Source organism: Shewanella sp. 10N.286.52.A9, assembly GCF_041468985.1.
GTDB classification, from domain to species: domain Bacteria; phylum Pseudomonadota; class Gammaproteobacteria; order Enterobacterales; family Shewanellaceae; genus Shewanella; species Shewanella japonica.
Genome location: NZ_JBFRJQ010000007.1, coordinates 269,168 through 293,933, shown reverse-complemented (window position 1 = coordinate 293,933; position 24,766 = coordinate 269,168). Strand labels below are relative to the sequence as shown.

The following is a 24,766-nucleotide window of genomic DNA, read 5'->3' as shown; positions in this document are numbered from 1 at the left end:
GCTAAAGGTTTACGGATTACTTTAGAGGATTTACAACATCACGATAGAGGGCAGGGAAATTTGGGTTTCTTGTTATCAAAGTCTAACCATTACCAAGTTAAAGCATGATTTAGTAGGGCATTGTTTGGTAAGGCATTGTTTAGTAAAAATAACACTTTTAGGGAAAAGTAAAACGCCCTTCTAGATTTGAGAAAGGCGTTTAAGAAATAATGATTATTAATAGAGATGATTAAATCGAGCTGCTTATTTAATCAAGCATCTTATTTAAGCATGTCTTGTACTTTAATGACTTGTGCGCGATAGCCCGTAGCAAATAAATCATGACTGCCAATATTGATTCTAACGGCAGGTTTCGTCTCGCCGTAACGATGCTCTACTAATATCGACTGAACTTTACCTGTGGTGTCATCCATTTTAAGGTTGCCATAACCGCCACCTAGACCAAATAACCCTGCAGATGCAAAGTAGCTCATCATGCTGTCTTTATCTTGTTGGTATTTTACGATTGAGGTCACTGGTGAGTAGCCATCGTAGCCTAACTCATCTTTACCGTATTCCCATACTTGTTGAACGGTGAGATTCTGTTCATCAATTTTGTATTCAACTGAGCGAGAGTATTTTTCAGTGGCAAACATAGGCTGGCCAAGATGACGTCCATCACCATTATCAAATACCGTTAGTGTGCCTTTTTCTGGTACTAAATAAGCAGTATGTGAGGTGTAAGAGAAGTCAAAATTAGTGCCGCGACATAAACCTTTTTCGTTACAGTTAAGCTTATTACCTTGTTCATCCACCGGAGTAAGCAGTTTACTGGCAAACTTTTCAGACCAGCCTTTAGCTGGACTTAATATCCATTTAACTTGCTTATCTCTGCCTATCTTTATGACAGCGGATTGATGACGAGAACTGATAATAATGCTGTCGTCACTGCTATCGTAGTCGATAGAATTGACATGAATCCAATTTCGACCCGTTTCAACGCCGTGGATATCACCGTAGGGGGCATTTTTTAAATCTTCTAGTGTAGTTTGGTGTCCCGCTTGACTTGCATTGATGTTTAAACACACTGCGCCAGCATCTAATGATAATAAAGCATCATCTCGCATAGGATCTAAAATACTGTTTAGATCCCAGTAATCAATTAGTTTTCCGGTATTATCGACCTCGATGATTTGATCTCTAATCGTGTTAACTAGCATGCCATCAGGGCGACGATAATCTTTGGCGGCGGCTCTGATAAAGATATTGCCGTTGCTAGCTTCAATACCTTCATGGGATGCATCAATAAAGTTACCTGGTAGGCTATGCTCAGATATCATTCTGCCCATTAAGGACATTTTCTTCCAGCCTTGACCTTGTACCCAAACCATATTGCCATCGGCGGTTATGTTCATTCCCATGGCGTAACCTGCATTTTCAAAACTCTTTGAGTCATGAGTGGTATACGGGTTTAAATACCAGCGAATATCTCCCGCGGTATCAATAATAAAAAAGCCTGGTTTACCGTCCCAAGAAAAAGCACCTGGTGCGTCGGGATTATTGTGCGCTAATTGACCTGTTTTACCGTCAGGGTTGGTCCAATTTACAAAATATAAGCGGTCTTTAAAATCTGCATCGACATGTTCAACTTCAACGATAGGGGCTTTGGCCCATTGGCTCTCGGAAAAGCCCATATCAATATCAGGGGTAAGCATTTGGTAATCATGACTATGTTGTTGGCCATTTTCGGTCCATTTCACGGTAAAGTGATTCATTAGCGCAGGGTATAAACCAAAAATTGGCACACCGCCTTCATTCATGACGCGCATGTCATCGACTTGATAGTTAATCGCAACTCCCGTGTCATCCTTAGCATGAACTGTCACTTCCACATTGGAGATCTTATGACCGTTAAGCGTCACTAATGCTGTTAACGGTGCATTTTCATATGGGTTATGAACGAGATAACCTAAAGGCGCATCCGGTAGCGGAATGGGTTTCATACCTAGTGGAACAGCGGCTAAGTTAGGAGCTGATAAGCAAAGGCTTAGTGCTAAAATTGAATGAACGAGAGGCTTAAACATACAAAATCTCTTTAAGGTAATATGCTGCATATTATAGAGAGAAATAGCCATTTTTAATGTTGCCTACCTGACATATTGTTGAGTTTATTTAATTATTAATAGCGGGGTCACGGTTTTAACATTTGATGAAGAACAATTGAAAATAAAGGGAACTTTTAGCAATCAGAGAAATAGTGAGATGGTAATAGTGAGATAGTAATAGCAACCAAATGAGAAAATTGACCGAATAGGAGGTTAGCGCTTATGACTATTAAAACAGTTATATTAAGAAAACTTGTATCAGCGCAGGTTGAACTGATACAAGCAATAAACCAGCGTTAACAATTACTCATCTTCAGCTGGTGGTACATAACCTTCAATTTCAACGTCTTTACCTTCAAATAAAAAGTTAACCATTTGCTCTTCAAGGAACTTGCGGTCATCAACATTCATCATGTTCAATTTATTTTCGTTAATTAGCATCGTTTGCTTTTTTTGCCACAAACCCCAAGCTTCTTTACTAATTGAATCAAAAATACGTTTGCCGACTTCACCTGGATAAAGTTGAAAATCGAGTCCTGCTGCTTCTTTGTTTAAATATGCGCAATTAACATTACGAGCCATGATGTTTCCTTAACGGGATCCTGATGTTGGATCTGCTGCTGAAAGTGCGACTAAGTGAGATAAAATCCGCTCTGTTGCTGCGGCTAATCCGACTTTAGCTGGATGATATATGTTATACCAGAGTGTCTGGTTTTGTTCCATTGCCGTGTTTTCAAATGGGCGATTATTTTGCTCTGTTTCAATCTTTACTAAAACGGGTTGAATATCTAAATGAAAATGACTAAATGTGTGTCTAAACCCAGCAAGCCACTCAGGTTCGCAATGGTCAATGTTTTTATCGCTAAATTCCTTAGAAACATAATCTTGCAAAGCTTGTTGTGACTCAAACTGAGGGAAACACCATAACCCTCCCCAAATACCCGCTGGTGGCCTTTTAAAAAGTATAACTTCGCCTTGATGCTGTTGCACCAGCATAAATGCTGACTTGGTCGGTATCGTCTTTTTAGGTTTTTTCCCTGGGAATTCGGTTTGTCTGCCAGATAGCTGCGCTTGGCAATCAATAGCGACAGGGCAGCGTTCACATTGAGGTTTACTGCGAGTACAAACCGCAGAACCTATATCCATCATTGCCTGATTAAATTTTCGTATCTCTTTTTTGGGTGTCAGTTTATCGGTAAGCGTCCAAAGCTGTTGTTCAACAGACTTTTTACCAGGCCATCCTTCTATGGCTCCATGTCTTGCTAGAACGCGCTTTACGTTACCGTCTAAAATGGAATGATGTTGCCCAAGGGAAAGTGACAAAATTGCTCCAGCGGTAGAGCGACCAATACCGGGAAGTGCGATGACATCGTCTATGTTTTCGGGAAACTTCCCTTGGAACTGTTCACAGACTGTTTTAGCCGCTTTGTGAAGGTTTCTTGCTCGTGCGTAATAGCCAAGGCCTGTCCAATGGTGAAGCACATCATCTTCACTTGCTGCAGCCAAGTCAGCGATAGTTGGGAAACTAGACATGAACTTTTCGTAATACGGGATCACGGTAGCAACTTGAGTTTGCTGTAACATGATCTCTGAAATCCATACTCTATATGGGGTTTTATTCAATTGCCATGGCAAGGATTTACGGCCATTGATATCGTACCAAGCGATGATACGCTCGGAAAAAGAGTTAACATTTTTCATCGAGGCAGTGTATATGGCAAGGTTAGCTTAAACAAGTCAGCATGTAATTTGCTGAAACAAAATACTCGTTAAAATGGAGGATTGAAGCATTAAAGTGATTTTTAGTGGTTCAATATATGTAAATTGCCAAAATAACGATAAGAATCTTGCTATCAAAGTGGCTTAAGTAGTTTAGTCATACTCATTTTACGATATACTTACTGACTATTTTATGATTTGAAGTGACACATTGGGCCACTTTATATAGCACCCAATTGATGAGGCAATAATGAGCGACGTTACTACCGCTGAATATAACGAAGATGGTAAATATCTTCGTAAGATTAGAAGTTTTGTATTAAGAGAAGGGCGCCTGACTAAAGGTCAAGCACAAGCCATTGAGTCATATTGGCCAACGATGGGCTTAGATTATACCCCTGAACCTATCAATCTTACTGAGATTTTTAATCGTGACGCGGATACAGTGTTAGAAATTGGTTTTGGCATGGGGGCATCACTTGTTGAGATGGCCAACGCTGCGCCAGAACTAAACTATATTGGTATCGAAGTGCATAAACCGGGTGTTGGTGCTTGTTTAGTCGATGCTGGTAAAGCTGGGGTAACTAACTTACGTGTTTATCATCATGATGCGATGGAAGTATTAGAAAATAGTATTGCTGATGGTTCGTTAGCGAGAGTCCAACTATTTTTCCCTGATCCATGGCACAAAAAACGTCACCATAAGCGCCGTATCGTACAAGCTGAGTTCGCTCAACTAATCCGTCGTAAGCTTAAAATTGGTGGTGTCTTCCACATGGCGACAGATTGGGAAAATTACAGTGAACATATGCTAGAAGTGATGTCTGCTGCTGATGGTTATAAAAACCAGTCAGCAACAAATACTGTCGTTGAGCGTCCTGAACATCGCCCATTAACTAAATTTGAAGCTCGAGGCCATCGCTTAGGTCATGGTGTTTGGGACTTGATGTTTGAGCGAGTAAGCTAAGCTTATTCCTCAACTTGTTATAACAATATCTTTATTTAATACTAACTAGGATAAAAACATGGCTAAGAATCGTACTCGCCGTTTACGTAAAAAGTTACGCGTTGATGAGTTCCAAGAACTTGGTTTTGATGTCAACTGGACGTTCGAAGAATCAATTTCTGAAGAGAATATTGATAAAGCTGTTGACGAGTTTATCGATCAAGTTATCGAGCCTCGTAAATTAGGCTTCCATGGCGGCGGTCATAAAATGTGGGAAGGTATTATTGCAACGCAGCAAATCGGTAAATGTACTGAAGAAGACGTTGCTGCTGTGAAAGCATTTTGGGAATCGAAAAAAGTGCCTCAACTTGAAGTTAGTGCACTTTATGATATCTGGTGGGGCTAATATAGCCGATGCCTGAGCAAATATTGCTAGAACAAGTGGTCGACAAAGTTCGGCCACTTATTGGTTCTGGGAAGGTCGCAAACTACATACCAGCATTGGGTAATGTCGATCCGAATAAAATTGCCATAGCAGTCACCACAGCTGATGGTCAAACTGTGGGCGCAGGCGACTATCTAGAGCCATTTTCAATTCAAAGTATCTCCAAAGTATTTAGTTTAACTCTGGCGTTGAGTTTGTATTCTGAAGATGAAATTTGGTGTCGAGTAGGTAAAGAACCTTCGGGGCAGTCCTTTAATTCGCTTGTACAAGTTGAATTAGAACGCGGGATCCCGCGAAATCCCTTTATTAATGCCGGTGCTTTAGTGATTGCCGATTTGATTCAAGCAAGACAAAGCGCCCCTAAGCATCGTATGTTGGAAGAAGTACGAAAGCTTAGTGGTAACTCACATATTTGTTTTGACAAGAATGTGGCTAACTCTGAGTTCAAATTCAGCGCTAGAAATGCCTCTATTGCTTACTTAATGAAGTCTTTTGGAAATTTCGAAGGTAATGTTGATACGGTATTAAAAAGTTACTTTCATTACTGTTCATTAAAAATGAACTGCGCGGATTTATCAAAAGCGATGTTCTATTTAGCTAATCGAGGGAAAACCTTACAAGGTCATCAGTTGATTACACCTGTACAAACTCGTCAGCTGAATGCTTTGCTTGCAACATCAGGTTTATATGATGGTGCAGGGGAGTTTGCCTATCGAGTTGGTATGCCGGGTAAAAGTGGCGTAGGCGGTGGCATCATTGCTGTAATTCCTGGAGACATGTCCATTTGTGTTTGGTCACCTGAACTTGATCAAAATGGCAACTCACTCGCTGGCACACACATGCTAGAACACCTTTCGCAATCTCTAGGCCGCTCGATATTTTAAAAGCGGCTTAATGCTTTTTACTTCAATACGTCGTATTTCAAGTATTTCCTCTTCAATACTTTCAGTCTCAATACTTTCAGTCTCAAAACTTTAGGTTTCAAAACTTTAGGTTTCAAAATCTTCAGCCCCAAGAAGGCTGAATTATAACCTGCTCTAATTAGGCTATCTATATTCTGCTATCGGCGCAGAAAAGCGCTGATGAACTTATATTATTAATGTGTGAAATAAACCACTTTATGGTTAATTTCACGCAAATTGAGTAAACTTTTTTAGCAATCCCCCCTAATTCATTGCTATAACATTTTATTAACCACTTGAAATATAATGATTTATATATTTTGGCACGCTGTATGCTTTATATGGATTAAGTAAAGCGTTCTTTAACTGGCGCTAAGTCACTTAATAGAGTTTGGGTTCACTTATTATTAAAAATGCAGTCTAGTCGTGAAAGATTGTATTTGTTTAACAGCAAGGAAATGGCTAATGAAAACGTTAAATTATACCAACACAGGGTTACTTAAAGGCATTGCATTATCAGGATTAATTTTTACAGCTGGCGCCTTCAACCCTGCAATGGCTAAACTGTCAATTGAAGATCAGCAATGCAATGTAACCTTAAATTATGATGTGACGGTAGAACCGCAAAAACTACTCGTTAGTGAAAAAGGCCAAGAGTTATATCGTGTCGAAATGGGCGAATTATTTGTTGAAGGTAATAAAATTAAACTTAACGCTCAGCAACAAAACTTAGTGTCAGATTATTCTGAAGGCTTATCTAAGCAAGTTCCAGAAATTATCGATCTCGTTAATGAAGTCGTCGTACTTGCCACCGATGCTGTGAGTTTAGCGCTTACGCCAATTTTTGGTGATGCGACAGGGGCTAAGCTTGATGAAATGTTAGCAAGCATTCAAAGCCGCTTGGATGAAGCTGCTTATCAGCAAGGTGATAAATTCTATCTAGGAGCGACTGAATCATCAATTGAGCAAGCATTTAATGAAGACTTCGAGAAAGAAATGGAAGCGATGATAGAAAATTCTATGGGCAGCTTTATGATGGCCCTTGGTGCTGAAATGATGTCTTCAGAAGGCGGTAGTTTCGAAGAGAAAATGGACTCGTTCGGAAAGAAAATGGAAAAAATGGGCGAGGATATTGAGTTACAAGTTGCTGAGCAATCAGAGGCTATCGAAGCGAAAGCTGAAAAGATTTGTGAAGACTTTGAAGAACTTATGATTATAGAAGGTGAGATGCGCCAGTCTATCCCTCAGTTGTCTGATTACCAATTAGCAACATTAGATCACGAGTTATATGAGTAATTTACCTTGAGTGACTCTTTAAGCTTGAGTGAAGCTTAAGGTAATAACAATTACCTATTCTTTAGCGGTAATTATTCATTATCTTGATTGTTCAATTTATAGCATTGTTAAAATGTACCTGACCTTCCCCTGCAACCTTTTGCAGGGGCTTTTTCGTTATTAATCCGCTTAATCCCCTTATTCAACGACATTTCTAAGAAACTAATTATTTGTTCTGATAAAAAAATTGTATATTATAAATATAGAGCCATTTATAGTTTTTTTGGTATACTCCTAAAATTATAAAACTGAATTGCTAACCTATTAACTTATTGTTTTAGTTTTGGTTGGTTATTCAAGATAACGGATTATCTGTATTTAATTTCTTTTTTGGTGTTCTGTGTATTATTTTTACACTGCATTCCTGACTGATTTTTGCTCAGTTTTGTTTCGGGCAAGTTACAGTTATTTGCATACCAAAAACTATTTTTAATGTCGTAAACAGCGTAAGGCGACTCCAATGTTAGAACTGTTAGAACCTATTGCTATTTTTACTCATGTTGCCCGTGCTGGTAGTTTCAGCGCTGCAGCGAGAAGACTGAGTATATCTAAATCCAAAGTAAGTACTCAGGTTGCTGATCTTGAACATAAACTTGGGGTTCAACTTATTCAACGTACTACACGTAGTTTGAGTCTTACTGAGGCCGGGAACTTACTTTATATCCAAGGTGAAGAGCTGCTAAGAGATGCAGAGCAAGCCGTGGCGAGTGTGCACAATCTTAATGATGCTACTCGTGGTGTATTGAAAGTAGGTATTTCGCAGTCGTTCGGTACTATGCATATTATCCCTGCATTACCTGAGTTTATGGCTAAACACCCTGAGTTAGAGCTACAGGTTAGCTTATTGGATCATAAGGTTGACGTGGTCAGCGAAGGGTTAGATTTACTATTAACTATGTCTGAGCAATTACCTTTGGGCATGGTGGCACGTCCTTTAATGAAGTGTCAGTTCCTTTTAGCTGCATCACCTGAGTATATTGCTCAACATGGCACAATTTCTCGCCCAGAACAGTTAGTTGATCATAACTGTCTTGTATATCAAGGTGAGTGGCATGAACACAGTATGTGGCAGTTCAAGAAAGGTGAAGATTACTGTGAGATCGGTGTTTCTGGTAACTTCCGTGTTGATAATGCACCTGCACTTAAATCCGCCGCTGTCAGCGGCTTAGGCATTGCGTATCTTGCAAGTTACCTCATGGAAGATGAAATTGAGCAAGGGACTTTAGTTCCTTTACTACCTGATTGGCAGTTAACCAATAACTTACCACTTCAAGCGGTTTACCCTCGTCGTAAACATCTTGCACCAAAAGTCAGCGCATTCATTGACTTTATTAAGGGGCACATTGGTAGCACGCCATACTGGGATGCTAAATTTGATCACTTATACAAATTACGTAAATAAATACGCATATAAGGGTTAAATTACGTAAGAATATATGGAAACATTGTTCGAAATTTAAAATAAAGCCGCTCATTATTGTGCGGCTTTTTTATTTTTCATTAAAAAACAGGTGGTTAATTGTTTGTGTTTGAAAAATGTACAGTGTGTTTTTTGTTTTGTAGCTAAAACAATTTAAACGGTACGACTTGAACTATGTTCTTAAATCAATACAATAGATTTCAGTTGATTCGGAATGGTTTGAGTCACGCATCTTGTTGAGAAATGACCCCTTTTCATCAAAATGTGCAAACCAGCAACTTCGCAAGTTTTGAATCACTGCTGGCAACGGTTTTAAAATTAGAACAATGCCGGCTTTGAAACCATCATCCTAGTTTATATTGGTTTACCCCAGACTTTGTGCTGGGGTTATTTTTATCTAAAATAACCTAGCTACAGTGTTAGGGTGTTGATTTCAAATAGTCTTACTTTGTTACATTAGCTGCTAATGTGAGATTGAGTGACTAGATTCTTCCTATATTCCTAACCCAGAATATAAAGCTATCTATTTATTCAGCCAACGGCTTGAATGTGAATTAGATAATATAAAAAAGCCACTGATATCAGTGGCTTTTTTGTCTTGGAAGAAAAGCAGTCAGCGAGTTGTTACTTACTGGCATTTACCCAGTCAGTTACTTTCGCTTCTAATACATCCAGCGGTACAGGGCCATTTTCTAGGATCAGTGTGTGGAATTGGCGAATATCAAATTTATCACCCAATTGCTTTTTAGCATCTTCACGTAGTTCTAGAATTTTTATCATACCAACTTTGTATGCCGTTGCTTGTCCTGGCATTACAATATGGCGTTCTACCATTTTGATAGCGTCAGATTCCGCATTAGGTGTATTGTCCACATAGTATTGAATACCTTGTTCACGCGTCCACTTTTTAGAGTGAATACCCGTATCAACTACTAAACGACAAGCTCGCCATAATTCCATTGCTAAGCGACCAAAGTCAGAGTAAGGATCGGCATACAAGCCCATTTCTTTAGGGAAGTACTCAGTATATAAGCCCCAACCTTCGATATATGCAGTATAGCCACCGTATTTTCTGAATTTCGGAATGCCTTCTAGTTCTTGAGCAATAGCGATTTGCATATGGTGACCAGGAATACCTTCATGGTAAGCCAATGCTTCCATTTGATAAGTTGGCATGGCCTTCATATCGTATAAGTTTGCGTAGTAGGTACCAGGGCGAGAGCCATCAGGTGCAGGTGCATCATAAAACGCTTTACCTGCTGACTTCTCACGGAAGGCTTCGACTTGTTTTACGATTAGTTTAGCTTTTGGTTTGATGTTAAAGACTTCATCAAGGCGTGACTCCATGTTGTCGATAAGTTCTTTAGCTTCAGTCATGTAGCGAGTTTTACCTTCTGCAGTATCAGGGTAGTAAAACTGCTCATCATCACGCATGAAGGCCATAAACTCTTGCAAGTCACCGTCAAATTTCACCTTTTTCATAATTGCACGCATTTCGTCATGAATACGAGCGACTTCCGCTAAGCCTAACTTGTGGATAGTTTCTGAGGTCATGTCAGTGGTAGTCACACGACTTAAGCGCATATTAAAAAAGTCATCACCTTCAGGTAGCTTCCAGACACCATCACGTGTATCAGCTTTTTTCTCAAGTTCATTAAGATAGGCGATAAGGTTGGTATATGCTGGTTGAACACTGGTCAGTAATGCTTGTTTAGCATCTGCAAGTAGCTCATCTTTTTTCGCTTGTGGTGCATCTAATGCAGCAACCTTTTTATTGATATCAGCCCATAGCGTGCTTTTTTCCTCAGTATCGCTAAAAGGAGCACCAGTAATGATATTTTGGCTGTCTGATATGACATAAGGGAATACAAACTTAGGTGCGATAATCCCTTTATCAGCACGAAGTTTTAAACCTTCGACGAGTTGCTCACTGGCAAGCTTAACGCCGTTTAAACGACTGATGTAGGCTTCTGCATCGCTTACACTGGCAACTTGATGTTGATTGATTAAGAAGGTCGCTATGAAGGTATGGCTACCGTACATTTGATTGACTGGGTAAGTATGGTGGCGCCATTTATCATCAGCGATATCTTGCTCTAAACCTTGCTTCATTAGCTTGTAGCTTAGTGCAGTTTGTTCATCGAGTTTGCTAACATCTATGCTATCTAGCTGTGCTAAGTGCTTTTTGGCTCGAGCTAAGTCTTCGTCTTGCGCCTTTTCACTAAAATCACCCCATTTGTCGTAATCTTTTTTAATACGCATATAGGTTTGAGAGATAGGGCTAGACATGACATTTTCCATGAAAATGTTTTCAAATAGCTCATTGGCTTTTTCTGATTCAGTGGTCGCTTTTTTAGTTGATTCAGTTGGGCTCATTACCGTTTGTCCGTGAGTTCCATGAGCGATAACTGAAGTCGATAAAAGGCTTGATAGGGCTACGGCTATAAGTGTCGTTTTTGTTTTTAGTCGCATAAAATGTCCGTTAACTTAGTGAAATAGAGTCAATATTAGTAATATTGATAGTTATCCTAATAGAGCAGGATAAAAAAAGGTAAAGTGAAATGTTAGCAATTGTGTATTAATTGTTGCTGAATGAGGTCGAGGGAGATTTAGTGTGCTTTCGTCATGATCTATAAAACTAATAATGGAATAAAAAAGCCACTAATTGTAGTTGTAGTGGCTTTAATATGTGCAGCTTTGAGAACAGGTGTGCTCTTACAGGAATAGGTAAGTGAAGTTAGTCGATAAATTGCGACAAAAGATCATTCACGAACATATGTCCTTTGGTGGTTAATTGCCAATGCGTACTAGAGTCAATTAATAAATCACGTTCGATAGACTTTTTCATTCCATCATTAAGCACTGTATGAGATAACCCCGTTCGCTGTTCAAACTCTGCTTTTGGAATAGGGGTCATTAAACGGAGCCTATTCATTAAGTATTCCAGAGCCCTATCTTCATGCTCGACAACGCTCGTCTCAAAGGTAAAGTTATCAGTAGCTAAATACCCTTTAGGGTGTTTAATCTTTACGGTGCGGATAATCGTATCTTGTTGGACTTGGGTTATTTTACCGTGTGCACCACAACCGATACCGAGATAGTCCCCAAATTGCCAATAGTTAAGATTATGCCTGCACTGAAAACCTGGTTTGGCGTAAGCTGAAATCTCATATTGCTCGTAACCTAACTGTGCTAGTTTCTTTTGCCCTTGCTCATAGATATGCCAAAGGTTTTCGTCATCAGGAAGTTGTGGTGGCTTCGAGTGAAATAGCGTATTGGGCTCAATAGTTAATTGATACCAAGAAAGATGAGGCGGCATTAAGTTGGCCGCCGTATCAATGTCTGCCATAGCTTCATCAAAACTTTGATTGGGTAAGCCGTGCATAAGATCTAAATTAAAGCTTTGATAACCTGCATTTGACGCCGTATTTGCAGCAGTAACGGCTTCATTTTCATCATGAATTCGGCCAAGCAAGTTGAGTTTATCTTTTGAAAAGCTTTGAACACCTATGGATAAACGAGTCACTCCAGCTGCTTGATAGGCGGCAAAGTCATCATGTTCTAAGGTGCCAGGATTCGCTTCCATTGTGATTTCAATATCGTCTTCAAACCCTATTTGAGATTTAGCGGCCTCAAGAATACGTTTGATTTGCGAAGCCTCAAATAATGATGGCGTGCCACCGCCAATAAAAATGCTATGAAGCTTACGGCCTTGTACGTAATGTAAGTCTAAAGATAAATCGGCTAATAGCGCATCGACATATTGCTGCTGCGGTAACTCACCATGTTGCCCATGGGAATTAAAATCACAATAAGGACATTTTTGTACACACCAAGGGATGTGAATATAAAGACTTAACGGAGGAAGCGTCAGCATACTAATTAAATAATTCCTTTCGCTTTTAATGCATCTACTAGCAAATCCAAGGCTAAACCACGATGGCTTAATTGATTTTTTTGCTCGCTAGTCAGTTCTGCTGCTGAACAGTCAAAACCATGTGGAATAAATACAGGATCGTAGCCATGACCTTGTTCGCCTTGTGGCGCAATACTAATTTGTCCTTCCCATGCAGCTTGACAAACGATAGGGGTTGGATCTTTTGCATGACGCATATAAACCAGTACACATTGAAAACGTGCATTGCGGTTTGATTGACCCTCAAGAGCATTGAGTAATTTTAAGTATCTGTCTTTTTCTGTAGCGTTTTCACCGCCATATCTTGCTGAGTATATTCCAGGTGCACCTTGCAATGCATCCACCTCAAGACCAGAGTCATCAGCAATGGCTGGCTTGCCAGTCACTTCGGCGGCATGCCTTGCTTTGATAATGGCGTTTTCGATGAAAGTTGTTCCTGTTTCTGCCACTTCTGGTACGTTAAATTGGTTCTGCGGTAAAACTTGAATGTTGAATTTAGCCAACATTTGATCGAACTCTTTAAGCTTACCTTTGTTGCCACTGGCTAAGACAATCTGTTGCATGAAAAGACCTTGATAAGAAAAATTTTGCTAATGATACCTAAGGGCACAAATGATAGATAGTTTGAATCAAGAGAGTAACGCTTTGGGAAAATTATTTATCCATTGACCAAATGAATTAAAGCCAATACTGAAGGGTATTGGCTTTATGTCATATCAGACTGTTATTGGGGCTCCGCCTAACTATTCAACATAGAATTTTTGTTTGAACTTGACTGAAGTATTGAGTTTATTGCCATATTTTATGGCTATGTTGAAATTAATTTCTTGATCGTCGCGGTAAGGAACTTGCGCAATGTAATAAATGGCTTTGCCTTCTTTTATTTCTTTAAAATCAAGCGTGATTCTTGCATCAAGTAAATTGTTAGCTATCCCTGATATCTCAACTGCAACAGGTGGGTTGCCTTCTTGGCTGGTATCTAACACTGCAATATTAACAATGCCATTGTAATTGCTTCGTTCAATACCATAGGTTTTGGCAATACTAGGCGTGATAAAGGTGCTGCTTAACGCCATGTAGTGAATATCAAAATTTCCGACTTGCTGTTTTTGCTCAGCGAAAGCATGACTTATTACGGTAAGGCTGAGTAATAAGCTCAATAAAATTGTTCGCAACATAACTGACGTCCTCAATTAACTTATGTGTTTACTGACTGAACAGCTTGCAAGCACATAAGCTTAACAATAATCTTTATTATATAAGTATAGAGAATTTTCCCTTCGCCGACCTTATTTTAATCGTTTCGAAATGTAAGATGCTGATTATATTGTGCATGTTGTAGATACAAAATGATAAGTACAAAAGCTGAAATGAGCTTAACTCAAAAGGGCGGATATTGCCTCTGGTAGCTGTTTTGGTTGGATTATTTTGACTTGTTTGTGGCGCCCTTGAAGTCCTTTTAGCAGCATTACATCCGATTTACTGACTTTAAAGGATTTAGCGAGATACTTGATTAAATGTTGATTGGCTTTACCGTCAACAGGTGGCGCCGTAATTGCGATTTTTAACTCATGGCCATGCAAGCCAACGATAGTATCCCTGCTAGCTTTTGGTTGAACATAAAGGTTCAGCAGCAAATCATCTTGCTGCTGAGTAATGGCCTTATTAATGCTATAGCCCTTTAATTATTAACTGATAAGTTGTTACAAATATTGCTTAAGTATTGCTGACTATATTAAGCAAAGGTGCCAAGTACATATAAGCATGAGTGCCTTTACACTATGTTCCAATATGGAATGTATTGCGCAAATAATATATTGATAAAGTTCATTGCAATCAGAACAATCATGACTGATAAATCAAGACCACCCATTGGAGGCAATATTTTACGTACCGGGCGTAAAAATGGCTCTGTAAGTTGATCCATAACCATCACAATAGGGTTATGCCCTTGATTGAACCAGCTTAACAATGCACGAATAATCAATACCCAGAAAAGCAGCATTCCAGCTTCTTTTATTACCGATACTGCTGACAAGATGATGAGTGAAACGGCATCGATTTTAAAATCGACCAATAGACCTAGTGTGACAAATTTGAGCACAACCACTAAAAATGCCAGTGCAATTGAAGCAGTATCAATACTACCAATTGAAGGTAAAACGCGGCGCATTGGAGCAATAATAGGTTGTGTCGCTTTAACTACAAACTGGCTAAAAGGATTGTAGAAGTCGGCTCTGGCGAGTTGTAACCAAAAGCGTAAAATGACCACCATTAAATAGAGGTCAAAGATGGTGGTGACCAGAAATTGCATTGCATTCATTTTGTTGAGCCCTGTTGTTACAATTTTTAAATAGCTGATATAACTCGTTTAGCAGTAAATCACGTTAATAAGTCATCAATTAATAAAGCTTATTATCGGGTTTCTTACTGAATATTGCCTTAATACGTTACCAAACGTAATGGAATATCATCAGTTTGGCTGAAACAGCATTAATTTAAAACGTTTTTGCCATTTCTTCTGCGCGTTTTTTGCAGTTTGTCATAGCTTGGTCAACTAAACCTCGTAAGTTTCCTTGCTCAAAAGTGTCAACTGCTTGAGCGGTTGTCCCACCTTTTGAGGTGACATTAGTGCGTAATTCTTCAAGTGATAGCTGTGGGTTTTGAACCACCATTTGAGCAGCCCCTAAAGCAGCTTGCTGGGCAAGCTCGCGCGCAGTGACTTCATCTAGACCGGTTTTAACGCCGTGCTGAATCATAGATTCAATAAATAAGAAGAAGTAAGCAGGTGAGCTACCAGCAAGTGCGATGACCTGATTTAACTCATCTTCTTGTTTTACCCAAACTGTTTTACCACCGCTTTGCATTAAGGTTTCACATATTTGTTTGTCAGCAGCTGAAATCGATTCATCTGCAAAGAGTCCTGTCATGCCAGCACCAATTTGAGTTGGGGTATTTGGCATGGTACGGACGAGTTTAATGGGTTGTTTAAAGTAATCTTGGTAGCGAGATGCTGGAATACCTGCCGCGATAGTAATCATTAACTTACTTGATAAATCTAGGTGGCTCATTTGCTCACAAACCATTTGCATTAATTGCGGTTTCACACTGAGCACAATCACATCAGCTGCTTGAGCTGCAGCAATATTGTCATGAGATACTTGGATGCCAAAGTCAGCTTTTAACGCATCGAGCTTTCCGGCACTTGGGTTAGTTGCATGCACAAGCTCTGCAGGATATCCATTTGAAATCAGTCCGCTAATAATTGAACGAGGCATATTTCCTGCGCCAATAAAACAGATTTTTGCTTGAGTCATAAATTAAGATCGCTTTTATTGTAGGGTGAGTCGTAGTTAATGTGTTTACAGATAATGCGTTATTGGTATTCATACGACATTTCTAAATACGGTTAAATAATATATTTGGGTGCTAGTGACTTTTTACAAGTCACTAGAGGTTAAAAAATATTCATAACTTATACGCATTTAATCGTACTAAAGGAGCCTAGGATGAAACGGCAACCTTATTTATTTTCTAGAGCCAAAAATGGCGGTTCCAATTCTTACCATGGTAGAACCATGAGCGATGGCTACGGCTAAGTCATTGCTCATTCCCATCGACAGTGTATCGACCGTTGGATAATCATTTTGCAGTTGATGGTAAAGCGCTTGAAGCTTGGTAAATTCTGCTTTTTGCACATTAATGTCATCAGTAGCCGTTGGAATTGCCATCAAGCCACGCAAAGTTAGGTTTGGAAGTTGACTGATGGCATTTGCTAATGCGTTTATTTCACTGGCTTGCAGTCCAGACTTAGTGTCTTCATTACTGATATTGACTTGAATACATATTTGCAAAGGTGCTTTGGTTGCTGGCCGCTGATCATTTAATCGTTTAGCGATTTTTTCTCGACTCACTGTGTGCATCCAGTCAAAGTGTTCAGCAACAATTCGTGATTTATTTGATTGAAGCGGGCCAATAAAATGCCACTCTATATCAGCGTAGTCTTGCTTAAGTGCAATGACTTTTTCTTCACCTTCTTGGACGTAGTTTTCACCAAAACAACGCTGGCCAGCTTCATACGCGGCAATAATATCTGAAATAGGTTTTGTCTTACTTACTGCAAGCAAAGTGACTTCTTCACTGTTACGTGAACAATTTTGCGCCGCTTGAGCAATTTGGCTCTGGGCGATTGATATTCGGTCTGCTATTGTTGTCATATTGTTTTTATTTGTTTAAATGGATGTCATTGACCATGGAAATAACTGAGTTACTTGCCTTTAGTGTAAAACACAATGCCTCGGATCTACACCTTTCAGCAGGTGTTTCGCCGATGATTCGAGTTGATGGTGAAGTCAGAAAGATTAATCTACCTGCCTTAGACCACCAAGCAGTTCATGGTCTGGTGTATGACATCATGAATGATAAGCAACGTAAGGACTATGAAGAACATCTAGAAATCGATTTCTCATTTGAAGTGCCTAACTTAGCTCGTTTTCGTGTGAATGCTTATAACCAATCTCGTGGTGCTGGTGCGGTATTTCGTACCATTCCAAGTGATATTTTATCATTAGAGCAATTAGGCGCACCTGAAATCTTTAAGAAGATTTCGAGTTTTCCTCGTGGGCTTGTATTGGTTACAGGGCCTACTGGTTCGGGTAAATCAACCACATTGGCTGCGATGGTCGATTATATTAATAATGAACGTCATGATCACATATTAACTATTGAAGACCCAATAGAATTCGTTCACCAAAACAAACAATGTTTGGTCAACCAACGTGAAGTACACAAGCATACCCATAGTTTTGAAGCGGCGCTTCGAAGTGCACTTCGTGAAGATCCTGATGTCATTCTTGTTGGTGAGATGCGTGACCTTGAAACCATTCGCTTAGCAATGACAGCAGCAGAAACCGGTCATTTAGTATTTGGTACCTTGCATACAACTTCAGCGGCTAAAACCGTTGACCGTATTGTGGATGTATTCCCTGCGGGTGAGAAAGACATGGTACGTACTATGTTATCTGAATCATTACAGGCGGTAATTTCGCAAACCTTGATTAAGAAAGTCGGTGGTGGCCGAGTTGCTGCCCATGAAATTATGATGGGCACACCCGCGATTAGAAACCTAATTCGTGAAGATAAAGTCGCGCAAATGTACTCTGCTATTCAAACCGGTATGGCGCACGGAATGCAAACACTTGAGCAATGCTTACAAAACTTAGTTAACCGTGGCTTAATTAGCCGTGATGATGCGATGTCTAAAAGCTCAAATAAACAAGCTAACTTTTAAGGGATAAAGCAGATGGATGTTCGTCCTTTTTTAAAGGTCATGGTAGACCGTAAAGCATCAGATTTATTTGTTACCGCGGGATTTCCGCCGAGTGCAAAAATTGATGGTGAATTAAGACCGTTATCAGAAAGCAGTTTTACGCCTGAGCAGTCGTTAGATTTTGTAGAGTCTTTAATGACTGATGTGCAAAAACAAGAGTTTCATGAATCTCGTGAATGTAACTTTGCTTTTGCGGCTAAAGAATTAGGCCGTTTTCGTGTTAGTGCTTTTTGGCAACGTGAATCACCTGGTTGTGTGATGCGCCGTATTGAAACAAAAATCCCAGAAGTTGAAGATTTAAAGCTACCGCCTATTTTAAAAGATTTGGTCATGAGTAAACGTGGTCTGATTATTATGGTCGGTGGTACCGGTACGGGTAAATCAACCTCGTTGGCTTCGCTTGTTGGTTATCGTAATTCACATGCTCGAGGTCATATTTTAACGATTGAAGACCCAGTGGAATTTGTGCATGACCATCGCAAAAGCATTATTACTCAGCGAGAAGTCGGTATAGACACTGACTCTTTTGATGCCGCGCTTAAAAGCTCACTTCGTCAGGCGCCAGATGTTATTTTGATTGGTGAAATTCGAACTCAAGAAACCATGGAGTTTGCGCTGTCATTTGCTGAAACGGGTCACTTATGTATGGCAACACTCCATGCTAACAATGCTAACCAAGCGTTAGACCGTATTATGCATTTAGTGCCTGAAAACAAGCATAACCAACTCTTGTTCGATTTGTCGTTAAACTTACGTGGCATTGTCGCTCAGCAGCTTGTGCCTAAATCAGATGGCTCTGGGCGTCGCGCTGCTATTGAAGTGTTAATCAACACTCCTCGTGTGGCGAGTTTGATTGCAAAAAATGAGCTGCATTTACTCAAAGAAACCATGAGTAAGTCACGAGAGCAGGGCATGCAGACTTTTGACCAAGCGTTATTGGATTTATATTTGGAAAAAGAAATCAGCTATGCAGATGCGCTGCATCATGCTGATTCTCCAAACGATTTACGCCTAATGATAAAACTGCAAAATAATGAGAGTAGCAGTTCTGGCATTATGGATGGTGTCACGTTAGACATGGATTAGTTGAATGCTGAATGCCTGTCAGTGATTCATAATATGAAACCAAGGTAAACTATCGTTTACTTTGGTTTTTTTGTTTTTAATTTAGCTAAAATGTTTTCAACAAATGTTGAACCTTCAGCAGATTTATACCGTATTGGTATAACAAGATCCATGCTAACTTTCTTACCATCAAGGTATTGTAAAAAATTAAAGAATTTCAAAAGGGAATATTATGAAAAACAAATTATTAATAACAAGCCTGCTAGCCTCTACTACATTACTTAGCGGCGTTACTTTTGCTAATTCTTGCCCAGACTATTTAAATGTAGAAGCGCGCAAGTTGCACTCAGAAGAGACGGTTGATTTATGTGAATTAACTCAAGGAAAGCCGGTGCTTATTGTTAACACGGCCAGTAATTGTGGTTTTACCCCTCAATTTGAAGCATTAGAGGCGGTTCACAAACAATATCAGGATGATCTCGTTGTGATTGGCTTTCCATCAGATGACTTTTTTCAAGAAGAAGATGATGAAGCAAAAACTGCAGATGTGTGCTTTTTAAACTATGGCGTGACTTTTACTATGGTATCGACATCGGCAGTTAGAGGTAATGATGTTAATTCTGTGTTTGCCTATTTAGGTGACAAAACCGCAGCACCTAAATGGAATTTTTACAAATACTTAGTCAGTGCAGATGGCGAAAGTGTGCAGCAATTCAACTCTAGAGTAAAACCGGATAGCGAAGAGATGAAAAAAGCGATAGAGTCTGTTTTATAAATTTTCATTGCTATTGAAACTATTTATTTACAGTTTGATTACGCTGCTAAGGAATCAATAACTGTGTTAGTTAATAGCCTCTAAAATTCACCATATTGTTGTTAGAACCTCAGCAACAAAGTGGTGAATGACTTTTTTCGGAGATAGTTTTGTATAAATTTTCTGGTTTAAGTAAAGAAGACGGTCACAAGTCTCGTGGTAAGACTGGCGTATTATTAATGAACTTAGGGACGCCAGATGAACCAACCCCTTCAGCAGTTAGACGCTACCTTGCTGAGTTTTTATCAGATCCACGTGTTGTCGAAATACCGAAATTAGTATGGATGATCATCTTACACGGGATTATTTTACGTGTTCGTCCTGCTAAGTCAGCGGCGCTTTACAAAGAAGTTTGGACAGACGAAGGCTCACCTTTAATGGATATCAGTTTGCGTCAACAGCAAAAGTTAGCCAAAGTTTTTGAAGATAACGATGTTGATGCCTCAGTTCATTTAGCGATGCGATATGGTAACCCCTCAACGCCATCAGTACTGCAAAAAATGCACAAGGATGGAATTGATAGAGTGATTGTATTGCCGCTATATCCTCAATATGCAGCACCAACAACCGCTTCAGCATTTGATGCTATTGCAAAAGAGTTATGCAAATGGCGCTACATTCCTGCACTGCATTTCATTAATACATACCATGACGATCCGACTTTTATTGATGCATTAGCTGAATCGATTCAAGCTGATTTCGATGCTAACGGTAAGCCTGAAAAATTAGTATTGTCATATCATGGAATGCCAGAGCGTAATTTACATTTAGGCGATCCATATTATTGCTTTTGTGTAAAAACAACGCGATTAGTGGTAGAAAAGCTAGGCTTAGACGAGCAAGAATACGTCATGACTTTCCAGTCTCGTTTTGGTAAAGCGAAATGGCTACAGCCTTATACTGACGCAACAATGGAAGCATTACCTAAAGAAGGTGTTAATGATATCGCCGTCGTGTGCCCTGCGTTTAGTGCCGATTGCTTAGAAACCTTAGAAGAAATTAAAGGCGAAAATCGTGAAGTCTTCGAAGAGGCGGGAGGTAAGAAGTTCCGCTATATCGAGTGTTTGAATGACAATGATGCCCATATTAATATGATGGCGAACTTGGTTAAGCCATACCTATAATTGGCTGTTATAAGTAAATTAAAGGAGCCGTGTGGCTCCTTTATTGTTTCTCTTGCTACTGCGTTGTTTTGCTACTTTGACGGTCTTTTAAAGCAGAGAGTATTAATCAGGGTCTTGATTTTCAAATTATTAGTTTTCAAGATAGTGGTTTTCAAAATAGCTTTCGATGATTAACACGGCCGATACCGCATCAACTTGGCCTTTTGTTAGCTTTTTATAACCACCAAGTTCGAACAAACGAGCTTTGGCATCGGTAGTGGTTAAGCGCTCATCTTGGGTGACGACTTTAATACCAAAACGGCCACTGACTCTGTTAGCAAATTTTCGTGCCCGTTGAGTCATTTCCTGCTCAGTTCCGTCCATGTTTAACGGTAACCCGACAACAATAAAGTCAGGTTTCCATTCTTTGATTACTGCTTCTATTTCATCCCAATTTGGAATACCGTCGTTAGCTTTTATGGCTGACACGGGAGCGGCGCTTGCTGTAACTTCTTGTCCGACAGCAACACCGATACTTTTGGTACCAAAGTCAAAACCTAAAACGGTTTTTGATTGCATAGAAATCAATGCCTTATATTAGTCTTAAAATAATGTTCAACATTTAGCTAAACAATTGTGGCTAGTATTATGAATGACCGACTTGAGAAGAGATTTGCCAAATATCAAATCCGAGCTTTTTAGTTGCCTCTGCCCATAATGCTTCATGATCTTGGCAAAATAGTAACTCTGATGTGGCGGGTATCGTCAACCAGGTGTTTTCAGCAAGTTCTTGTTCAAGCTGATCTTTACTCCAACCAGAGTAACCTAATGCCACAACAAATTGTGATGGTGATTCATTAGTGCCGAGGGCATTCAGTACGTCACGTGAGGTGGTAAGCATACAAAAGTCGCTTATTGCCTCACTATTAACCCATTGTTCTTGTGGTGTATGTAATACGAAACCTCTGTCTGTATCGACAGGGCCACCTAACAACACCGGCCCTTCTAAATCCAAACTCAGTTCGGACTCTTTGGTTAGCCCTATTTGGTCGAGTAACTCATCAATCACGATATTGGTAGGGCGGTTAATCATCACGCCCATTGCACCTTTATCGTTATGTTCACAAATATAGATAACAGAACGTTCAAAGAAGGTATCTTCTAATGACGGCATAGCAATTAAAAGGTGACCTTGTAAGCTATCCATAAGTTTTCCTTTCACAAATTAAAATAGAATGCGGCAAACGTTTTAAAAAATAAAAGCTATACCTTAAATTTGTAAATTAAGGTTATTGAGGTCTCTAACCTCCAGCAAGCTTAACGGTGTAATTTTGTTTCTCTAGCAGTAACTTGATTTTTTCTCTATCGTCAGTTTGTACTTCGATATCGAATCCTTTTACTGTTCCGCCACAACCACATTGTTTTTTTAGCTTCTGAGCTAGCGCTTTAAGCGCTTTAGCATCAAGCCCTAAGCCTTTGATTACACTTACGCCTTTTCCCTTACGTCCTTTACTGTCTTTATGTATGCGGACAATCCCATCACCTTGAGGAATTACTTCTTCTTGTTTGGGTTGGTCTATTTTGCCGCCATCAGTGCTATAAACTAATGATATGTTTGGATCGATTCTCATAATAAACAGAAGTCATTGGGTGTTAATACCAGTTTAGCAAACTAAATCAGGACGCTAAAGCTCCTTCGTTTGTCGCTATAGGATAAATTGACTTAATACTCATTTAATTGTTTATCAGTAAAACGATGGAAAGCCAAAGCGTAGCATTTAGCTTGCTTAGACACATTTTGTTTATATTATCGGTTGATGATTAAGACTTACCTAGGTAAGCTAAATATTAATCATGAATCCATCTTACATCGTAAATGAAACAAGCCTTTAGCTCGTTATCGTTTGGAGACACTATGAAAAAGCTTTTCGTTGCCGCAGCTGTTTTAGCATTAAGTGCGTGTAGTACATTAAAAACGAACTCTGATTATGATCCAGCAGTTTCGTTCGACCAATACAAAAGTTTTGCTTGGGTAGAAAAGAAAACTGAAGACAGCACATACCATCTTGATGGTTTGATGGATCAACGTGTTAGAGATGCAGTTAATAACCAGCTGACTCAAAAAGGCTTATCTAAGGTAGACGTTGAAAACGCCGATATACTTGTTAATTACCTTACCAAAGTGGATAAAAAGATAAACGTTGACACATTCAACACCAGTTATGGCTATTACCCATATTATGGGCGTCGAGGCTGGGGCGGTGCGGGTATCAATACGCAAACAACTGTTCGCGAATATGAAGTTGGCACGTTAATTATCGATTTTGTTGATAAAGAAACTGGCAAGCTGGTTTGGCGTGGTAGTGTTGCAGATACGATTCGCGATCAAAATACTCCTGAAGAACGCGTTGAGATTATCAATCATGCGATAGGGCAAGTGATGTTGAATTTTCCGCCAAAGCCAGAGAGTAACTAATTTTAACGCTATTTTAGTTTAGCACTTTATTTCTGCAAGGTTTTGATAGAAATCTAGTAAGACATTGTATTAGTGATTGTTAAGCCACCTAGTATTTGAGGTGGCTTTTTTGTTTGTATTTCGTTTTATTTAAAATCGAATCCAATTTGGAATGTGCGTTTACATAGCTGCAAAGTCTTTTTTTGTATCAAAACTCGCCAAATAGGAGCATAAAAGCCAAAAGACATTTCTTTACATTACCAGCTTTGCTAAAATCTGCAGCTTGGTGATAAAGGAAGTCACCACTGGATGAATGAAGAGTAATTAAGATGAAGTCATGGTATTTGTTATATTGTAAACCACGTAATGAGATACGTGCGCAACAAAATTTAGCCATGCAACAAATTGAAAGCTATTTACCAGTCATTCAAGAAGAGAAAACATCTCAAGGAAAAACCAAGCTTGTTGAAGTGCCTCTATTCCCTTGTTATTTATTTATCTATTTTGATCCTACAGAAGTGAGCGTTAGCCGCATTCACTCAACTCGTGGTGCGTCAAGGATAATTGGTTGTAGTGAAGATATGACAGCAATTGATGACAGGATCATTCAAGGTATTAAAAATAGAGTAAAACAACACAAGCCGGATATCGATACAGGTTTGCAACACGGCGATAAAGTTAAGTTTACTGACGGGCCATTTGTGGATTTAGAAGCGATTTTTGAAGAGAAAAATGCCGAAAAGCGCTGTTTCGTTTTATTTAATATTATGGGGCAGCAAAAACGCATGTCAGTAGAAGAAGCAAGTATTAAAAAAGTACTTTAGAGGCTGTTTGTGTAATTGTGTGAGCAAATAGATTTTAAAGCTTTATCTGGGTGAGATATTGACAACTTTTTGTGTAAGACATTCGCTATTGTTTTGGCCTTCAATTTGATGGTGTAAAATATTGGCTGGTGTTTTGTTTGTTATTTTGAATGAGTGTGATTAGCAGGAAGGTAGCGACATCCGATTTAGTGAATACTGCTATCAATGAGTCCACTAGAGTCATTTGAATTTTTCAACTAACAAACAACATAGAATAAGATATAGTACATTTCGAAATTGAGACGACTTACTAAAAAGAACTAGTACAAAATGGTTGTTTTAGTCAGTTGTTTTTTACAAATATGAATATCGAATTTTCGATGGGCACTATAGAAGCCGTAATCTATGGGCGGTAGCGTGTCCGAAGGAC

The 24,766-nt window shown here is 39.3% G+C and carries 25 protein-coding genes; 11 read left to right on the top strand and 14 right to left on the bottom strand.

Annotated elements, in window-relative coordinates; all coding sequences use genetic code 11:
• Positions 1-260: 260 nt before the first annotated feature.
• From AB4128_RS07385 to mutY, 3 genes are all read right to left on the bottom strand, one after another.
• Complete coding sequence (locus AB4128_RS07385; RefSeq protein ID WP_372037357.1) at positions 261-2,063, bottom strand: aryl-sulfate sulfotransferase; 1,803 nt, start codon at positions 2,061-2,063, stop codon at positions 261-263.
• Between the two features lie 324 nt (positions 2,064-2,387).
• A complete protein-coding gene (locus AB4128_RS07380; protein ID WP_055026356.1) occupies positions 2,388-2,666 on the bottom strand; it encodes an oxidative damage protection protein in 279 nt (92 codons plus the stop codon).
• A gap of 9 nt (positions 2,667-2,675) precedes the next feature.
• Positions 2,676-3,785, bottom strand: a complete 1,110-nt coding sequence (gene mutY / locus AB4128_RS07375) for an A/G-specific adenine glycosylase (RefSeq protein WP_372037356.1) — start codon at positions 3,783-3,785, stop codon at positions 2,676-2,678.
• A gap of 268 nt (positions 3,786-4,053) precedes the next feature.
• On the opposite strand from mutY, the gene trmB reads away from it, so the two are divergent.
• The 5 genes from trmB (at position 4,054) to AB4128_RS07350 (ending at position 8,833) form a co-directional block, all read left to right on the top strand.
• Positions 4,054-4,770, top strand: a complete 717-nt coding sequence (gene trmB / locus AB4128_RS07370) for a tRNA (guanosine(46)-N7)-methyltransferase TrmB (protein ID WP_055026354.1) — start codon at positions 4,054-4,056, stop codon at positions 4,768-4,770.
• A 58-nt stretch (positions 4,771-4,828) separates the two neighbouring features.
• Positions 4,829-5,155, top strand: a complete 327-nt coding sequence (locus tag AB4128_RS07365; RefSeq protein WP_192022357.1) for a 50S ribosome-binding protein YggL — start codon at positions 4,829-4,831, stop codon at positions 5,153-5,155.
• 8 nt (positions 5,156-5,163) lie between these two features.
• Complete coding sequence (gene glsB, locus AB4128_RS07360; protein ID WP_055026352.1) at positions 5,164-6,078, top strand: glutaminase B; 915 nt, start codon at positions 5,164-5,166, stop codon at positions 6,076-6,078.
• Positions 6,079-6,561: 483 nt separating this feature from the next.
• Complete coding sequence (locus tag AB4128_RS07355) at positions 6,562-7,392, top strand: YggN family protein (protein ID WP_372037355.1); 831 nt, start codon at positions 6,562-6,564, stop codon at positions 7,390-7,392.
• 499 nt (positions 7,393-7,891) lie between these two features.
• Complete coding sequence (locus AB4128_RS07350) at positions 7,892-8,833, top strand: LysR family transcriptional regulator (RefSeq protein WP_055026350.1); 942 nt, start codon at positions 7,892-7,894, stop codon at positions 8,831-8,833.
• A gap of 642 nt (positions 8,834-9,475) precedes the next feature.
• On the opposite strand, the gene AB4128_RS07345 is transcribed toward AB4128_RS07350, so the two are convergent.
• The 8 genes from AB4128_RS07345 to AB4128_RS07310 form a co-directional block, all read right to left on the bottom strand.
• On the bottom strand, positions 9,476-11,323 hold the full coding sequence (locus tag AB4128_RS07345; RefSeq protein WP_372037354.1) for a DUF885 family protein: 1,848 nt from the start codon (positions 11,321-11,323) through the stop codon (positions 9,476-9,478).
• A gap of 265 nt (positions 11,324-11,588) precedes the next feature.
• A complete protein-coding gene (gene hemW / locus AB4128_RS07340) occupies positions 11,589-12,728 on the bottom strand; it encodes a radical SAM family heme chaperone HemW (protein ID WP_372037353.1) in 1,140 nt (379 codons plus the stop codon).
• Between the two features lie 5 nt (positions 12,729-12,733).
• Positions 12,734-13,330 carry an RdgB/HAM1 family non-canonical purine NTP pyrophosphatase gene (gene rdgB / locus AB4128_RS07335; RefSeq protein WP_055026347.1) on the bottom strand — a complete coding sequence of 199 codons (597 nt, stop codon included), beginning with the start codon at positions 13,328-13,330 and terminating at the stop codon, positions 12,734-12,736.
• Positions 13,331-13,510: 180 nt separating this feature from the next.
• Positions 13,511-13,945 carry a DUF4426 domain-containing protein gene (locus tag AB4128_RS07330; protein ID WP_055026346.1) on the bottom strand — a complete coding sequence of 145 codons (435 nt, stop codon included), beginning with the start codon at positions 13,943-13,945 and terminating at the stop codon, positions 13,511-13,513.
• A gap of 198 nt (positions 13,946-14,143) precedes the next feature.
• Positions 14,144-14,437, bottom strand: a complete 294-nt coding sequence (gene yggU, locus AB4128_RS07325) for a DUF167 family protein YggU (RefSeq protein ID WP_065109081.1) — start codon at positions 14,435-14,437, stop codon at positions 14,144-14,146.
• A 104-nt stretch (positions 14,438-14,541) separates the two neighbouring features.
• On the bottom strand, positions 14,542-15,090 hold the full coding sequence (locus AB4128_RS07320) for a YggT family protein (RefSeq protein WP_065109082.1): 549 nt from the start codon (positions 15,088-15,090) through the stop codon (positions 14,542-14,544).
• A 175-nt stretch (positions 15,091-15,265) separates the two neighbouring features.
• A complete protein-coding gene (gene proC / locus AB4128_RS07315; RefSeq protein WP_372037352.1) occupies positions 15,266-16,084 on the bottom strand; it encodes a pyrroline-5-carboxylate reductase in 819 nt (272 codons plus the stop codon).
• A gap of 210 nt (positions 16,085-16,294) precedes the next feature.
• Positions 16,295-16,984, bottom strand: a complete 690-nt coding sequence (locus AB4128_RS07310; RefSeq protein ID WP_192022362.1) for a YggS family pyridoxal phosphate-dependent enzyme — start codon at positions 16,982-16,984, stop codon at positions 16,295-16,297.
• A gap of 35 nt (positions 16,985-17,019) precedes the next feature.
• Between AB4128_RS07310 and AB4128_RS07305 the strand changes: the two genes are divergently transcribed.
• From AB4128_RS07305 to hemH, 4 genes are all read left to right on the top strand, one after another.
• On the top strand, positions 17,020-18,057 hold the full coding sequence (locus AB4128_RS07305) for a type IV pilus twitching motility protein PilT (RefSeq protein WP_055026341.1): 1,038 nt from the start codon (positions 17,020-17,022) through the stop codon (positions 18,055-18,057).
• Between the two features lie 12 nt (positions 18,058-18,069).
• Positions 18,070-19,182, top strand: coding sequence for a PilT/PilU family type 4a pilus ATPase (locus tag AB4128_RS07300; protein ID WP_055026340.1), 1,113 nt, complete (start codon positions 18,070-18,072; stop codon positions 19,180-19,182).
• 211 nt (positions 19,183-19,393) lie between these two features.
• Positions 19,394-19,936 carry a glutathione peroxidase gene (locus AB4128_RS07295; protein WP_055026339.1) on the top strand — a complete coding sequence of 181 codons (543 nt, stop codon included), beginning with the start codon at positions 19,394-19,396 and terminating at the stop codon, positions 19,934-19,936.
• 149 nt (positions 19,937-20,085) lie between these two features.
• Positions 20,086-21,099: a ferrochelatase gene (hemH, locus tag AB4128_RS07290; protein WP_372037351.1), complete on the top strand. Its 1,014-nt coding sequence runs from the start codon at positions 20,086-20,088 to the stop codon at positions 21,097-21,099.
• A 129-nt stretch (positions 21,100-21,228) separates the two neighbouring features.
• Here the strand turns inward: hemH and ruvX are convergent, their stop codons facing one another.
• From ruvX to yciH, 3 genes are all read right to left on the bottom strand, one after another.
• Positions 21,229-21,657, bottom strand: coding sequence for a Holliday junction resolvase RuvX (gene ruvX, locus AB4128_RS07285; RefSeq protein ID WP_192022365.1), 429 nt, complete (start codon positions 21,655-21,657; stop codon positions 21,229-21,231).
• Positions 21,658-21,724: 67 nt separating this feature from the next.
• On the bottom strand, positions 21,725-22,285 hold the full coding sequence (locus tag AB4128_RS07280) for a YqgE/AlgH family protein (RefSeq protein ID WP_055026336.1): 561 nt from the start codon (positions 22,283-22,285) through the stop codon (positions 21,725-21,727).
• Between the two features lie 94 nt (positions 22,286-22,379).
• Complete coding sequence (gene yciH, locus AB4128_RS07275; protein WP_065109088.1) at positions 22,380-22,709, bottom strand: stress response translation initiation inhibitor YciH; 330 nt, start codon at positions 22,707-22,709, stop codon at positions 22,380-22,382.
• A gap of 284 nt (positions 22,710-22,993) precedes the next feature.
• Between yciH and AB4128_RS07270 the strand changes: the two genes are divergently transcribed.
• On the top strand, positions 22,994-23,554 hold the full coding sequence (locus AB4128_RS07270) for a DUF4136 domain-containing protein (RefSeq protein ID WP_055026334.1): 561 nt from the start codon (positions 22,994-22,996) through the stop codon (positions 23,552-23,554).
• 308 nt (positions 23,555-23,862) lie between these two features.
• Positions 23,863-24,357, top strand: a complete 495-nt coding sequence (gene rfaH, locus AB4128_RS07265; protein ID WP_372037350.1) for a transcription/translation regulatory transformer protein RfaH — start codon at positions 23,863-23,865, stop codon at positions 24,355-24,357.
• Positions 24,358-24,766 lie beyond the last annotated feature (409 nt).

Coding starts and splice junctions, on each gene's coding strand:
- AB4128_RS07385 (WP_372037357.1), bottom strand. CDS start 2,063: ATGTTTAAGCCTCTCGTTCATTCAATTTTAGCACTAAGCCTTTGCTTA.
- AB4128_RS07380 (WP_055026356.1), bottom strand. CDS start 2,666: ATGGCTCGTAATGTTAATTGCGCATATTTAAACAAAGAAGCAGCAGGA.
- mutY (WP_372037356.1), bottom strand. CDS start 3,785: ATGAAAAATGTTAACTCTTTTTCCGAGCGTATCATCGCTTGGTACGAT.
- trmB (WP_055026354.1), top strand. CDS start 4,054: ATGAGCGACGTTACTACCGCTGAATATAACGAAGATGGTAAATATCTT.
- AB4128_RS07365 (WP_192022357.1), top strand. CDS start 4,829: ATGGCTAAGAATCGTACTCGCCGTTTACGTAAAAAGTTACGCGTTGAT.
- glsB (WP_055026352.1), top strand. CDS start 5,164: ATGCCTGAGCAAATATTGCTAGAACAAGTGGTCGACAAAGTTCGGCCA.
- AB4128_RS07355 (WP_372037355.1), top strand. CDS start 6,562: ATGAAAACGTTAAATTATACCAACACAGGGTTACTTAAAGGCATTGCA.
- AB4128_RS07350 (WP_055026350.1), top strand. CDS start 7,892: ATGTTAGAACTGTTAGAACCTATTGCTATTTTTACTCATGTTGCCCGT.
- AB4128_RS07345 (WP_372037354.1), bottom strand. CDS start 11,323: ATGCGACTAAAAACAAAAACGACACTTATAGCCGTAGCCCTATCAAGC.
- hemW (WP_372037353.1), bottom strand. CDS start 12,728: ATGCTGACGCTTCCTCCGTTAAGTCTTTATATTCACATCCCTTGGTGT.
- rdgB (WP_055026347.1), bottom strand. CDS start 13,330: ATGCAACAGATTGTCTTAGCCAGTGGCAACAAAGGTAAGCTTAAAGAG.
- AB4128_RS07330 (WP_055026346.1), bottom strand. CDS start 13,945: ATGTTGCGAACAATTTTATTGAGCTTATTACTCAGCCTTACCGTAATA.
- AB4128_RS07320 (WP_065109082.1), bottom strand. CDS start 15,090: ATGAATGCAATGCAATTTCTGGTCACCACCATCTTTGACCTCTATTTA.
- proC (WP_372037352.1), bottom strand. CDS start 16,084: ATGACTCAAGCAAAAATCTGTTTTATTGGCGCAGGAAATATGCCTCGT.
- AB4128_RS07310 (WP_192022362.1), bottom strand. CDS start 16,984: ATGACAACAATAGCAGACCGAATATCAATCGCCCAGAGCCAAATTGCT.
- AB4128_RS07305 (WP_055026341.1), top strand. CDS start 17,020: ATGGAAATAACTGAGTTACTTGCCTTTAGTGTAAAACACAATGCCTCG.
- AB4128_RS07300 (WP_055026340.1), top strand. CDS start 18,070: ATGGATGTTCGTCCTTTTTTAAAGGTCATGGTAGACCGTAAAGCATCA.
- AB4128_RS07295 (WP_055026339.1), top strand. CDS start 19,394: ATGAAAAACAAATTATTAATAACAAGCCTGCTAGCCTCTACTACATTA.
- ruvX (WP_192022365.1), bottom strand. CDS start 21,657: ATGCAATCAAAAACCGTTTTAGGTTTTGACTTTGGTACCAAAAGTATC.
- AB4128_RS07280 (WP_055026336.1), bottom strand. CDS start 22,285: ATGGATAGCTTACAAGGTCACCTTTTAATTGCTATGCCGTCATTAGAA.
- yciH (WP_065109088.1), bottom strand. CDS start 22,709: ATGAGAATCGATCCAAACATATCATTAGTTTATAGCACTGATGGCGGC.
- AB4128_RS07270 (WP_055026334.1), top strand. CDS start 22,994: ATGAAAAAGCTTTTCGTTGCCGCAGCTGTTTTAGCATTAAGTGCGTGT.
- rfaH (WP_372037350.1), top strand. CDS start 23,863: ATGAAGTCATGGTATTTGTTATATTGTAAACCACGTAATGAGATACGT.